Genomic DNA, 12,621 nt, shown 5'->3' with positions numbered 1-12,621 from the left:
GCGGGATCCGCGTTTCCGCGCGGTGTGTCGTCGTGAGCGAGTGGCCGATCACCAAGGGATAGCGCACAATTAGGCTGCCGTCCGGGTCGAGCAGGGGATGTTATGAAGGCGCACAAAGGGCTTGCGATGGCCCTGCTGGTCCTGAGCATGACGATCGGATGCTCGAAGGAGGCCGCCCATCCGGCCAATGCGCCCGCCCAGGCGGTTCCGCAGCCCGCGCCCAAACAGAACAATTCCGCGATCCCGGTCGGGCCCGGACCCCAGGGCACCTACACCGTGCAGGCGCAGCCCGCGCCCGGCAGCTGCCACTACCGCAAGACCGCCGCGGGCGAGCCGCTACCCGACCCGGCCTGCACGCCGGGCGCGCTGAATCCCACAGTGACAGCGGCCAATCTGGCCGACACCATCTGTAAGTCGGGATACACCGCTTCGATTCGGCCCAACAGCAATATCACCGGCCGCGAAAAGACCGAGAACATCAAGTCCTACGGCTACACCGGCGACCCCCGCGACGGCGAGTACGACCACCTCATCTCCCTCGAACTCGGCGGCGACCCCAATGACGCGCGCAACCTGTGGGTCGAGCCGCCGTCCCCGGGGCACAAGGACGGGGCGGGGCCGAACAACCCCAAGGACGGCGTCGAGTCCAAGCTGCACACGCTGATCTGCGACGGCAAGGTCGCTCTCAGCGACGCGCAGGTCGCCATCGCGACCGACTGGACGACCGCACTCGCCACGGTGGGCTTCCCTGCCGGCAAGTGAATGCGGGGCGCGCGTCGCCCCCGGCGTGCCGCCGCGAAACCACCTCACGCTGGTGCCACCGGCCTACGATCGAACGATGCCGGCGTCGCAGGAGCGCTCGACCATGATCGAGGGCCGGGTCGTGCACAAGCTGAACAACGCCCTGGAGATCACCTTCAGTGTGGGGCCCGAGGACGCGCTCGCCACCGGGGTGCAGGGCGCCGGCAACGGGCTCGGGGCCAAGGCCGCCATCCTGTTCGGCTTCAAGAACGGCGGCACCGGCCGGCATCGCATCACCTACGCCGACGGCTCGGTGGTGTGGGTGGAGTCCAAGGAGTCCGCGCCCACCGTGATCAGCCGCGGTGACGGCACCTCCATCGGCTCGATCCAGCGCGCCGACACCTCCACCGCCGTCGGATCCACGGCGGGAACGCTTTTCCATTTCGTGCCCGACCCGGACGAGCCCCGAACACCCGAACTGTTCCGGCTGCTCGTACTCGACCGCATGGGTGTGGCAGTCGGCCGGCTCGACGTGGTGCGCACCGCGGGCGGCTGGACCGTGGGGCGGCTGGTGAACGACCTCTACAACGACTCGTTCTGGTGGGATCGAGCGGGACAGCCGCTACCGGTGCCCGTCCTGGGCACCCGGCTGTGGCTGAAACACCCGCTCGACCCCGTGGAACGCGATGTGCTGCTGGGGGTGTGCGTGGACATCGCGCTCGGGCTGCGGCCCTACATCAGCGCCATGCGCTAGGGGTCAGTCCGCGACCTTGATGATCAGCTTGCCGACGTTCTTGCCGGTGAGCAGACCCTGGAACGCCTCGACCGCGTTCTCCAGGCCGTCGACGATGTCCTCGAGGTAGGTGAGCTTGCCCTCGGCGATCCACTGCGCCGCGGTCGGCTGGAACGCGCCGATCTGATCCCAGAACTCCGACACGATGAAGCCGCGCACGGTCAGGCTCTTGCGCAGGATGTTCGAGGTGAGCAGCGGCAGCCGGTCCGGGCCGGGCGGCAGATCGGTGTCGTTGTAGTTGGCGACCAAGCCGCACAACGGAACCCGGGCATAGGTGTTCAGGCGCGGCAGCACCGCGTCGAACACCGCGCCGCCGACGTTCTCGAAGTACACGTCGATGCCGTCGGGAGTGGCGGCGGCCAGCTGCTCGGCGAAATCGGGTGCGCGATGGTCGATCGCGGCGTCGAAGCCGAAGCGGTCCCGCAGCAGCGCCACCTTCTCCGGGCCGCCCGCGATGCCGACGGCCCGCGCGCCCTGGATCTTCGCGATCTGGCCGACCGTCGCGCCGACCGGGCCGGTGGCGGCCGCGACCACCACCGTCTCGCCCGGCTTCGGACGGCCGATGGTGAGCAGGCCCGTGTAGGCGGTCAGACCCGGCATGCCCAGTACGCCGAGCGCGGTGGTGAGCGGCGCGGCCGCCGGATCCAGCTTCTGCAGGGCCTGCACGTTCTCCACCGAATGGGTCTGCCATCCGGCCCAGCCGAGCACGATATCGCCGGGTTGCAGTGCCGGATCGGTGGATTCGATCACCCGCGACACCGCGCCGCCGCACATGGTGTCGCCGACCTCGACCGGCGGCGCGTAGGACGGCGCGTCGCTCATCCGCCCGCGCATGTAGGGGTCCAGCGACAGATACAGCGTCTGCAACAGCGCCTCGCCCGGTCGCGGCGGCTCCAGCTCCACGGTCTCGGTCCGGAAGTTCTCCTGCTCGGGCATCCCGACCGGGCGGGAGGCGAGCACTATGCGGGTGGATTTCATGCGTACATTGTGGCGATTTCGTGGGGATTCGTGCCCGGTTCCGCGCGCCCGTCCTCGTCACCGGGATTCGCCAGCATGATGGGTGGCATGGCTGAACAGATGAACACATGCGCGGACTGCTGATCCTGCTGGTCGTGCTGGCGATCGCGCTGATCGTCGGCGACCGCGTCGCGGTCGGCATGGCCCAGAACGAGATCGCCCGCCAGATCGCCGCCGACTACAAGCTGCCCGAGCAGCCCAAGGTCACCATCGGCGGATTCCCCTTCCTCACCCAGGCCCTGGATGGCACGTACTCCGACATCGGCATCCGGATCGGCGACTGGAGTGACCCCGACATCTCCGTCCGCGACCTGGACGTCGAGCTCACCAATGTCTCGGCGCCGCTGGGCGATGTCGTCAACAAGCGCACCGAGAACCTCACCGCCGAGACCGCCACCGCCACGGCCCGCGTCCCCTACGACACGGTCCAGCGCTACGCCCCGGCGGGTGTCGAGTCCATCTCCGACAGCCCCGAGGGCCTCCGCGTCGCCGGAACCTTCACCGTGGCCGGTATCCCGGTTCCCGCAACGGTCTTCGTCACCGTGGCTCTCGCCGACAACGGCATCGTCGTGACCCCGACGTCCATCCAGCCGGCGGCGGGTGGCCCCACCCTGTCCCTGGCGGCGCTCAGCGAGGCCTTGACCTTCACCATCCCGCTGGAGAAGCTGCCCCTGGGAGCCCGCCTGACGTCGATCACGCCCGCTTCGGACGGCCTGCACGTCACCGCCGTCGCGCACACCGTTCGGTTCTCCGACCTGTCCTGAGCCGCTGCCCGGACCGGCCGGAGTCGCCGGCTCAGCGGCCGAACAGCTTGTTCACCCAGGCGAGTACATCGGATGACGAGGCCGCGATCAGCGAGCGATGATCGACATCCGGATAGGTCTTGTACGTCACCGGCCGACCCGCCACCTGCATCTGGGCCACCATGGCATCGGTGGCGGTCGGCGGCACCACCGTGTCCGCCTTGCCCTGCGCGACGTACAGGGGAGTCGAGAAGGTCAGCGAGCTCGGATCATTCGCGTCGAGAATCGACCGCAGCGCGGAGGTGTCGGCGCCGGAGGCGAACGTCTTGTTCAACGGCAGTTGCCCCCACTCGCTCTGGCGCAGCTGATCGATGCAGCCGGTCTGTGCCAGCGGCATCAGGTTCGCGGCCGTGGGGGTCAGGATGCTGGACAGGTGAATGTCCCCGGCCGTCGATGCGCCGGTCAGAATCAGGGGAGTGAAGGCGCTCGGCGCGCTGCCGGTGAGCGCCGCACTGCCGCTCCCGGCGCTCCCCGTCCCCGCGCTACCGCTGAGCAGGCTCCCCAACGGCGACCCCGAAACCGCGTACGCCGCACCGACATGCGAGGCCGGAGCCAAGGCCACCGCCCCCAGCAGCGTCGAACCCGGCGCCCACTCCTGCGCCTGCGCATCGGTCCACACCGCCGCGTGGCCGCCCTGCGAATGGCCGGCCGCGACCCACTTCGACCCGACCGTCGGATCCAGCTCCCGTGCCGCGGTGACGATGTCAGCGACGGCCCGTGCCTCGGTGGTGCCGATCAGATACCCGTGCTCCCCGGGCGTGCCCAATCCTTGGTAGTCGGTCTTCAATACCGCATACCCGGCTGAAATCCATTGCGCCAGTGTCTGATCGGTCAGCGAGGTGTAGGGATGGGAAAGGAAGCCGGCATCGGTGTCCATCGACGGCGCGCAGACATCGGCGGTGCCCGTGGTGCCGTGCGCCCACGAGATCACCGGCCACCCACCCGGCGGCGGTGTCCCGGCGGGAACCGACACCACCCCGGACACCGCAACGGTGTTGCCCCGCAAATCGACCGACCGATACAGCACCTTCGTGTTCGTGGCCCCCGGCAGCCCGGGACTCCCCGTCACAGGCGTGGACCAGATCAGCGATCCGTGCGCGCCGGGAACCACCGCGGCGGGCGGGTTGTAGAACGCCGCGCCATCCGGCCCGGCCGGACTGTCCGCCCCTGCCTGGCCCGGCGCCGCAACCGCGGCACAGGCAACCGCCAAGGCCAGAATCGGACCCCGAACCTTCATTGGAAGCAGTTCCTTTCATCTGATCGGCCGATTGAACCCGAGCCCTGCTACGAAGTCAACACATATCGACTGCTCGCTACTTAAATAGACGGCGGCCTCGCTGCCTGTCCGGAGCGTTCAACTCCGGGGTAGATCGGCCCAGTCCGGAGGGAGGATTTCGCAGGACACGTCGGCGATCTCGCCGAGGCGGGCCGCGGGGACGCCGATCCGGCTCAATTGGATGAGGCCCTGCGTGGTCATGATGACGCTCGCGCCGAGCGTCGAGAGCAGGGCTTCGTCGGGGTGGGGCATGGCCGGGCGAAGTCGGTCGGCCACAGCGGTTTCCATGGCCGTGGTGGTGCGGGTGGCGATGGTGGCCACCTCGGGGATGCGGGTGGCGAGGTGGGCGATGCTATTGAGCATCAGGCAGCCGCGGTGGTCGGGGTGGGCGGCGCAGTCGTCGATGACCGCACGGCAGAGGGCGCGGACGGCGTCGCGGGCGGAGCCGGGGGCCGACTCGACGGTCTCGCGCACGAAACGGGCGCGCTGCTCGCAATAGCGCTCGAAGGCGGCCAGAAACAGCCCGCGTTTGCTGGTGTAGGCGGCGTAGATACTGCCGTTGCCGATACCGGTCGCGCGGGAGACGTCTTCGACCGACGTGGTGTCGAAACCCTTCGCCCAGAAGAGTTCCACCGCGGCGGCGAGCAATGCCTGCTCGTCGAACTGCCGTGGTCTGCCCATGGGGTCACCGTATCAATCTGCGATCTCGCGCACTTCACTTGTTCTGGAGGCTGGCCTCCAGAATACTGGTGGACATGTCAGCCAAATCTTCCGGTACGAACCGGCGCAGGGTGGGGATCCTCGTCTTCGATGGTGTGAAGATGCTCGACTTCGCCGGTCCCGCCGAGGTATTCATGGAGGCCAATCAGGCGGTGCACGGCTACGACGTGGTGTTGCTGTCTCCGGACGGGCGAGAGGTCCAGACCTCGATCGGCGCGAAGGTGGCGGTGAACGGGGCCGCGGCCGCGGCCGGGTCCTTCGACACCGTGGTGATACCCGGTAGTGAGCTGCCCGCGTCGGTATTCGTGACGCCGGAACTGCGGGCGGCGGCCCGGCATCTGTCCGCGCGCACCCGCCGTCTGGTGTCGATCTGCAGCGGGACCGCGGTGCTGGCCGAACTGGGCCTGCTGGACGGGCGGCGGGTGACCACGCACTGGAAGTTCGCACCGGACCTGGCTCGCCGGTACCCGGCGGTCGAGGTGGACGCCGATGCCATCTTCGTGCGCGACGGAAACCTGTACAGCTCGGCCGGAGTCGCCGCGGGCGTGGATCTGGCGCTCGCGCTGGTGGAGGAGGATCACGGCGCGGATGTGGCGCGGCGGACGGCGCAGCTGCTCGTGGTCTACATGCAGCGGGCGGGCGGACAGTCGCAGTTCTCGGCCTCGCTGACCGGTCCGGTGCCGCGCAGCCCGCTGGTGCGCCGGGTCGTCGATCTGATCTGCGCGGATCCGGCCTTCCCGCACACGGTGCAGACCCTGGCCGCGCACGCGCAGGTCAGCGTGCGCCACCTGACCCGGCTGTTCCGATCCGAACTCGAGCGCTCACCGGCCGAATACGTGGCTTTCATCCGATTCGGGGTCGCCCGCGACCTGCTGCACGCCGGGTCCACGGTGACCGAGGCCGCCATGGCCGCCGGCTACGGCAGCAGTGAGGCGCTGCGCCGGGCCTTCGTTGCGCGCCTGGGTGTTTCGCCGCGCAGCTACCAGCAACGTTTCCGGACGACCGGATCGGCGAGCTGGGCGGACACCCCGGAGCCGGCGATCGCGGCCGTGTCCTGAATCGTGGATTTCGCGGCCCGTAGCGCGGGGCGGCGCGAGGTGTTTCCGAACGAAACTGAATGCCGTGGCGCCGACCCCGGCGTCGCGGAAAGGATCGCTCATGTCCGGAAACCCGCACCACCTCGCGCTCGAACCGGCCGCCCAGGAGTTCGTGGACGCCACGTCGCAGCCGCCGTTCCTCTACCAGCTGCCGCCGGAGGAGGGTCGCAAAGCCGTTGACTCGGTGCAGGATTCGCCGATCTTCAAGCCGGAGGTCGACGAGGAGTGGATCACCGTCGAGGGCGGTCCGACCGGATCGGTGCGCGCCCGCATCGTCAAGCCGCAGGGTGTGACCGAGCCGCTGCCGGTCATCGTCTACACCCACGGCGCGGGCTGGGTCTTCGGCGACGCGCACACCCACGACCGGCTGGTGCGTGATCTCGCGGTCGGTGTCCGGGCGGCCGTCGTGTTCCCCGAATACGATCGCTCGCCGGACGTGCAGTACCCGGTCGCCAACGAGCAGTCGTACCGAATCGCGCAGTGGGTCACCACCGATGGCGCGAGCAAGGGCCTCGACGCCACGCGGCTCGCCGTCGCCGGAGACTCGGTGGGCGGCAATATGGCCATCGCGCTGACCCTCATGGCCAAGGAACGCGGCGACGTCGCCTTCGCCCAGCAGGTGCTGTTCTACCCGGTGACCGACGCCAACTTCGACACCGGCTCCTACCGGCAGTTCGCCGACGGCTACTTCCTGACCCTCGACGGCATGAAGTGGTTCTGGGACCAGTACACGACCAGCGCCGAGGACCGCGCCCGCATCGACGTCTCGCCGCTGCGCGCCACCGCCGACCAGCTCGCCGGACTGCCGCCCGCCCTGGTCATCACCGCCGAAGCCGATGTCCTGCGCGACGAGGGCGAGGCGTACGCGGCGAACCTGCGCGCCGCCGGCGTCCCCGTCACCCAGGTCCGCTACGGCGGCATCATCCACGACTTCGTCATGGTCAACGCCCTGCACGACACGCACGCCGCGAAAGCCGCTGTGGCCCAGGCCGTCGCGACCCTGCGCGCGGCGCTGTACCCGGCCTGACCACCCACCCCAGCTCAGGAGCACACCGTATGACCACAACCCCGACCGTCATCCTCGTGCACGGGGCCTTCGCCGATTCCTCCAGCTGGAACGGTGTCATCGAAACCCTTGCCGCCGAGGGCATCCCGGTCCTCGCCGCAGCCAACCCCTTGCGTGGGCTCACCTCCGACGCCGACTACATCGCCTCTGTCGTCGACAGCGTCGACGGCCCGGTGGTGCTGGCCGGGCACTCCTACGGCGGCAGCGTCATCAGCGTTGCCGCCCAGGGGAAGTCGCAGGTCACCGCGCTCGTCTATGTGGCGGCCTTCATTCCCGAGATCGGTGAGAGCGCACTGGAACTGACCGGCAAGTTCCCGGGCTCCACCCTCGGCCCGACTACCCGCCCCGCGACCTATCACCGGGCGGACGGCAGCGAAGCCGCCGAACTCTACATCCGCCGGGAAGAGTTCCCCCAGCAGTTCGCCGCCGACGTCCCCACCGCCGCCACCATGGCGGTGACCCAGCGCCCGGTCGCCGTCGCCGCCCTGGAGGAACCGGCCGCGGCCGCCGCCTGGCGCACCATCCCGGCCTTCGCCCTGATCACCACCGCCGACAAGAACATCCCTGTCGAGGCCCAGCGCTTCATGGCCGCCCGCGCCGGGGCCGACACCACCGAGGTCGACGCCTCCCACGCCGTCAGCGTCTCCCGCCCCGACGCGGTCGCTGACCTCATCTTGCGCGCGGTCCGCCACAACCGCTGAGCCATCTTCCCGACACGAAGCCTGCCTACACTGGGCCCGGTGCCAGCACCCACCTTGTTCGATACTCCGGTCCTGCATCGTCTCCGGGACTGTGAGCGGGTTCTGATCGCCGGGGCCGGTGGGGGTTTCGACGTGCTCAGCGGGCTACCGATCGCGCTGTCCCTGATCGAACGAGGGTGCACGGTATTCCTCGCGAATCTGACCTTCACCGCCGCGAAGCGCACCTCGGCGGTGGAGGTCGGACCGGGCGTTTTCGAAGCGCGCCCGGATTCCGATGGGCCGCAGTCCTATTTCCCGGAGAAGCACCTCGCCGCGTGGTTGGCGGAGCGGGGGTACGGGGACCGGGTGTACATGATCAAGAAGGGTGGGACCAAGGCGATCCGGGCCGCCTATCGCTGGCTGGCAGACGAATTGGGCGTCGACGGGGTCGTCTTGGTCGATGGGGGAACCGATCTGCTGATGACCGGGGACGAGGCCGGGCTGGGGACGCCGGTCGAGGACATCACCAGCCTGCTGGCGGTGCAAGCGCTGGATGTGCCGGTGAAGACGGTGGCGTGTGTCGGTTTCGGGGTGGACGCGCATCACGGGCTGTGCCACGCGCATTTCCTCGAGAACGTGGCGGCGCTGGCCCGAATGGGCGCCTACCATGGGGTTTTCGCTTTGACGCCGGGGATTCGGGCCGTGGACGAGTGGCTCGAGGCGGTGACGTACGTGCAGGGGAACACGCCCGATCGGGAGAGCATCGTGTGTGCGTCGATCACCGATGCGGCGCGCGGCGAGTTCGGAGATTACCGGTCGGTGCCGCGGACCCGGAGCGGGGATTACGAGCTGTTCATCAACCCGCTCATGTCCATGGTGTGGGGGTTCGACCTGGACGCGGTCGCGGGACGGGTGTTGTACCGCAACGAGATCGAGGATGCGGCGACACCGTACGAGGTCGCGGCGGCCATCGAGGCGTTTCGGGATCGAATTCCGTTGCGGGCCAGACGCGCGATTCCAGGCTGACGACGCGGGGTCACGGCTTGAGCCGGTCCGGTTGGCCGTCCTTGCGGGCTCGCCGGGCGCGGAGCCAGCGCCGGGCTCGGATTGCCAACCAGCCCAGGAAGATGAGCAGCAGCAGGATGGCGGCGAAGGCGAGGACGGGGACGGCCAGGGCCAGGACGGTCAGGAGCAGGGAGGTGCCGTCCTCGGCGGTGGAGACCACCGGGTTGCCCACGCCCGCAGTGGTTCCCGTGACGAAGGGGCGCGCCACCGTGCGGCCCGCGTGGACGCTGCCCGCGGTGACCGCGCCCAGGACGGCGGCGACGGCGGGCGGGAGGTTGGAGGAGATGCTGGTCTCGGCGGTGAAGAGGATCGCGCCGGAGGCGGGGGCCACGAGGGTGCCGATGGCGTGCAGGACCGAGTCGACGGCGGGGATCTTGTCGCCGATGAGGTCGAAGACCAGCAGCAGGGCGATCACGATCAAGGCGGGGGTGGAGGAGAGCCAGCCGTAGGACGAGCCGAGGTCGATCCAGCCCATGCGGTCGGCGGCGCCCACCACCAGCAGCGGAAGCCAGGCATTGAGCCCCGCCGCGCCCGACAATCCGAACGCGCCGAGGATCGCTCCGACGGCCGATGTGATCTCCATGGGACCAGTGTGCAGGCACCGGGGGGAGGCGGCCGGTATTTGGGCGCGGTCGCGGGTCCGGTTGCGGGACTGCGCGGTTCATTTGAACGGGGCGTTACGGTTTCCCCCGACCGGCCGGGATCGGGTGGCGGGGTCGGTGGTGCGGCGGGAGAATTTCGTCGTCGGCCCGGGGTGCGCGGTCGGGGAGAGAGGGACCGCTATGGCGGATCGGCGACACCTGGGTGGCGCGTTGGTCGGACGGGTGCGGGCGAGGGTGGCCGAGGACGGGCCGCTGTCGGTCCTGCGGGACATCGGGTTCGTCAGCCTCGGAAAGTACGGGCAGTTCCTGGTGACCGCGGTGACCGTGCCGCTGACCGCGCGGATGCTCGGGGTGAGCGGCGTCGGACTGCTGGCCATCGGGATGTCGGCGTACTTCCTCGGATCGCTGGTCGTGGATCTCGGGATCAACACCTTCATGGCCGCGCTGCTCGGGGACGAAGGACTCGACGAACTGCGGGGGAGCTACCTCGCGGTGCGGGCGGCCGGGCTCGGCGCGCTCGGGGTGGCGCTCGCGGCGGGACTGTCTGTCGGGGCCGGGGCGCACCTGCGGATGATCCTGCTCGGATTGTTCGTGGGCGGGTTCCTGTCGATGTCCGAGGACTGGCTGCTGGTGGGGCAGGCCAGATTCGGGGCCTCGATGTCGTACCAGATCGCCGGTCGGGTGGCGTATCTCGGGCTGCTGGTCGGGGTGCTGCCGCGGCTGCCGCACGCCGAGGTGGTGCTGGTGTGCCTGCTGCTGTCGTCCGTGGTCACGGTCACGCTGACCTGGTGGGATGCGAACAAGCGGTTCGGGAAGCCGGGACGGCCGAGCAAGGTGGTGATGATCCTGCGCAAGGGCGCGCCCGTGCTCGCCTCACGGCTGCTGGTCACCAGTTACGGGCAGGGGACGGCCACCGTCTACTCGTCGGTGCTCGACGCCGCCTCGCTCGGGTTGTATTCGGCGGGCGACAAACTCGTGCGCGCCACCCAGTCGCTGCTGGATCCGATCGGGCTGGCGCTGCTGCCCCGGATGGCGCGCGAGCGCACCGATCCCGGCTTCTGGCGGCACGAGCTGCGCGCCCTGGCCGCCTGCGTGATCGCGGCGGCCGTCGCGGTGGCGGGGATCTGGATCGCCGCGCCGCTCGCGGTGCAGGTCATCTACGACGACGAGTTCCGCGCCGTGGTGCCGATGCTGCGGGTCGAAGTGTGCATCCTGGTCGCGACCGCCACCACCTCGTTCGTCACCACCGCGATCCTGCCGGTCCGCCAGGACACCGTCGGCATCATGATCGGCGCGGTGATCGGGACCGCGGTGGCGGCCACCGCCCTGCTGCTCACCCTGCGCACCCACTCGGTGTGGACGCTGGTGTGGGGCACGGTGGCCGCCGAATTCTGTGTCGCGGCCTGGTATCTCGCGCGCACCGGGCAACTGGCCGCGCGCGAGCGGCGTCAGCCGGCGCTACCGGCCAGCCACTGATCCCACGGCAGCGTCCAGTCGCCGTTCTGCCACACCTCGAGCTGCGCGCCGCCGGTATTGCGCACCTCCACCACATCACCGGGCTGCGCGAAGTTGAAGAACCACTGCGCGTTGTCGAGATTGAGGTTGAGGCAGCCGTGCGAGAGGTCGGTATTGCCCTGCGCCCACACGGTGGAGTCCAGCTGATGCAGGTAGATGCCGTCGGTGCTGATGCGGGTCGCCCAGCCGATGGCCTCCTTGTACCCGAGCCGCGAATTGATCGGCAGCCCGTAGGACGAGGAGTCCATGATCACCGGGTTGGCCTTGTCCATCACCGTGTAGGTGCCGGGCATGGTCCAGAACGAGAACGTCTTGCCCGCGATGGTCTCGGTGCCGCCGCGGCCCATGGAGGTGGGCATGGTGCGGACCAGCTGACCGTTCTCGAACACCTGCACCTGCTTGGTGTTGTCGTCGGCGATGGACACGTGCGAGGGCCCGATCACGAAGTGCGACTTCGCGTCCTCCTGCCCGAACAGCCCGTTGCCGACCTCCACGCCGTACAGGTTGGCCGCCACGTTCACCTTCGTGCCCGTCTTCCAGTACTCCTTGGGCCGCCAGTGCGCATTGCGGTTGTCCAGCCAGTACCAGGAGCCCTCCACCGGCGGATCGGTGGTGACGACCAGTCGCTTCTGCGCGGCCGCGCGGTCCGGGATGTCCTCGTCGAAGTGTGCGACGATGACCATGCCCACGCCGTAGCTGTTGCCGTCGACGATGGCCTGCCCGCCCGTGGTGTTCAGGTACACCTTGGTCTGGTTCTTCGGGTTGATGGTGGTGAAGGTGGAGGTGACCGGCCCGGTGGGACCGGTCACATCGACGCCGGAAGCCTTCAGCGTGTAGGTGCGGCCGTAGCCGAGCTGGTCGTTGGGCTTCCACGCGGTCTTGTCCGGCGTGTAGGTGCCCTCGATGACCTTGCCGTCCTCATTGCTGAGCACGACGTCGGTCAGCACGCCCCCGGTGGTGCTCACCTTCACCGGCGCCGACGGATCCACCTTGTCCGAGCCCGGGGCGGGCGACACCACGATGGACTGCTCGACCGGCGTGCGCGGACCGACCTTCCCGCTCGGGAGATTGGACGAGCAGGCCGCCAGCACCAGCGTGAGCGTGACCAATACGCTCGCTGCGGCGTTCGTCCGAAAACGGCGGGGTGGCATGGCTTCCCTCCTGTAATCGCCGTGCGCCGCATCGCTGCACAGCATCTTGTTACTGCCCAGCGTAGTAGATTACTCGCCGTTTTCGATCTTCCATC

The 12,621-nt window shown here is 69.2% G+C and carries 13 protein-coding genes; 8 read left to right on the top strand and 5 right to left on the bottom strand.

Annotation, left to right across the window (positions count from 1 at the left end):
* Positions 1-102 precede the first annotated feature (102 nt).
* Both ABZ382_RS31385 and ABZ382_RS31380 read left to right on the top strand, forming a co-directional pair.
* Positions 103-762, top strand: a complete 660-nt coding sequence (locus ABZ382_RS31385) for a hypothetical protein (RefSeq protein WP_357096560.1) — start codon at positions 103-105, stop codon at positions 760-762.
* A 76-nt stretch (positions 763-838) separates the two neighbouring features.
* Positions 839-1,495, top strand: a complete 657-nt coding sequence (locus ABZ382_RS31380) for a hypothetical protein (RefSeq protein ID WP_357096557.1) — start codon at positions 839-841, stop codon at positions 1,493-1,495.
* A 3-nt stretch (positions 1,496-1,498) separates the two neighbouring features.
* On the opposite strand, the gene ABZ382_RS31375 is transcribed toward ABZ382_RS31380, so the two are convergent.
* Positions 1,499-2,512, bottom strand: a complete 1,014-nt coding sequence (locus tag ABZ382_RS31375) for an NADP-dependent oxidoreductase (RefSeq protein ID WP_357096554.1) — start codon at positions 2,510-2,512, stop codon at positions 1,499-1,501.
* A 107-nt stretch (positions 2,513-2,619) separates the two neighbouring features.
* Here ABZ382_RS31375 and ABZ382_RS31370 point away from each other — a divergent pair, with 107 nt between their 5' ends.
* Complete coding sequence (locus ABZ382_RS31370) at positions 2,620-3,315, top strand: DUF2993 domain-containing protein (RefSeq protein WP_357096551.1); 696 nt, start codon at positions 2,620-2,622, stop codon at positions 3,313-3,315.
* 31 nt (positions 3,316-3,346) lie between these two features.
* On the opposite strand, the gene ABZ382_RS31365 is transcribed toward ABZ382_RS31370, so the two are convergent.
* Both ABZ382_RS31365 and ABZ382_RS31360 read right to left on the bottom strand, forming a co-directional pair.
* Positions 3,347-4,591, bottom strand: a complete 1,245-nt coding sequence (locus ABZ382_RS31365) for a prolyl oligopeptidase family serine peptidase (protein WP_357096548.1) — start codon at positions 4,589-4,591, stop codon at positions 3,347-3,349.
* Between the two features lie 117 nt (positions 4,592-4,708).
* The gene (locus ABZ382_RS31360; RefSeq protein WP_357096545.1) at positions 4,709-5,311 is read right to left on the bottom strand and encodes a TetR/AcrR family transcriptional regulator; all 603 of its coding nucleotides are present in this window, start codon (positions 5,309-5,311) and stop codon (positions 4,709-4,711) included.
* A gap of 74 nt (positions 5,312-5,385) precedes the next feature.
* Between ABZ382_RS31360 and ABZ382_RS31355 the strand changes: the two genes are divergently transcribed.
* From ABZ382_RS31355 to ABZ382_RS31340, 4 genes are all read left to right on the top strand, one after another.
* Entirely contained in the window at positions 5,386-6,408 is a 1,023-nt protein-coding gene (locus ABZ382_RS31355) for a GlxA family transcriptional regulator (protein ID WP_357096542.1), read from the top strand.
* Between the two features lie 100 nt (positions 6,409-6,508).
* A complete protein-coding gene (locus ABZ382_RS31350; protein ID WP_357096540.1) occupies positions 6,509-7,474 on the top strand; it encodes an alpha/beta hydrolase in 966 nt (321 codons plus the stop codon).
* A 29-nt stretch (positions 7,475-7,503) separates the two neighbouring features.
* On the top strand, positions 7,504-8,214 hold the full coding sequence (locus tag ABZ382_RS31345) for an alpha/beta hydrolase (protein ID WP_357096537.1): 711 nt from the start codon (positions 7,504-7,506) through the stop codon (positions 8,212-8,214).
* A gap of 39 nt (positions 8,215-8,253) precedes the next feature.
* Positions 8,254-9,219 (top strand): DUF1152 domain-containing protein, encoded by a 966-nt coding sequence (locus ABZ382_RS31340; protein ID WP_357096534.1) that lies wholly within the window; start codon positions 8,254-8,256, stop codon positions 9,217-9,219.
* A gap of 10 nt (positions 9,220-9,229) precedes the next feature.
* Here ABZ382_RS31340 and ABZ382_RS31335 read toward each other — a convergent pair whose 3' ends face one another.
* Complete coding sequence (locus ABZ382_RS31335) at positions 9,230-9,841, bottom strand: DUF4126 domain-containing protein (RefSeq protein ID WP_357096531.1); 612 nt, start codon at positions 9,839-9,841, stop codon at positions 9,230-9,232.
* A 199-nt stretch (positions 9,842-10,040) separates the two neighbouring features.
* On the opposite strand from ABZ382_RS31335, the gene ABZ382_RS31330 reads away from it, so the two are divergent.
* Entirely contained in the window at positions 10,041-11,336 is a 1,296-nt protein-coding gene (locus tag ABZ382_RS31330) for an oligosaccharide flippase family protein (RefSeq protein WP_357096529.1), read from the top strand.
* Here ABZ382_RS31330 and ABZ382_RS31325 read toward each other — a convergent pair.
* Complete coding sequence (locus ABZ382_RS31325; RefSeq protein ID WP_357096526.1) at positions 11,309-12,526, bottom strand: Ig-like domain-containing protein; 1,218 nt, start codon at positions 12,524-12,526, stop codon at positions 11,309-11,311. The two genes, ABZ382_RS31330 and ABZ382_RS31325, sit on opposite strands and share 28 nt — an antisense overlap.
* Between the last annotated feature and the right edge of the window lie 95 nt (positions 12,527-12,621).

The organism is Nocardia sp. NPDC005825, assembly GCF_040630175.1.
In the GTDB taxonomy this organism is placed as follows: Bacteria; Actinomycetota; Actinomycetes; order Mycobacteriales; family Mycobacteriaceae; genus Nocardia.
The sequence above is the reverse complement of the archived record's forward strand: the minus strand, read 5'-3'. Positions and strand labels throughout refer to the sequence as shown.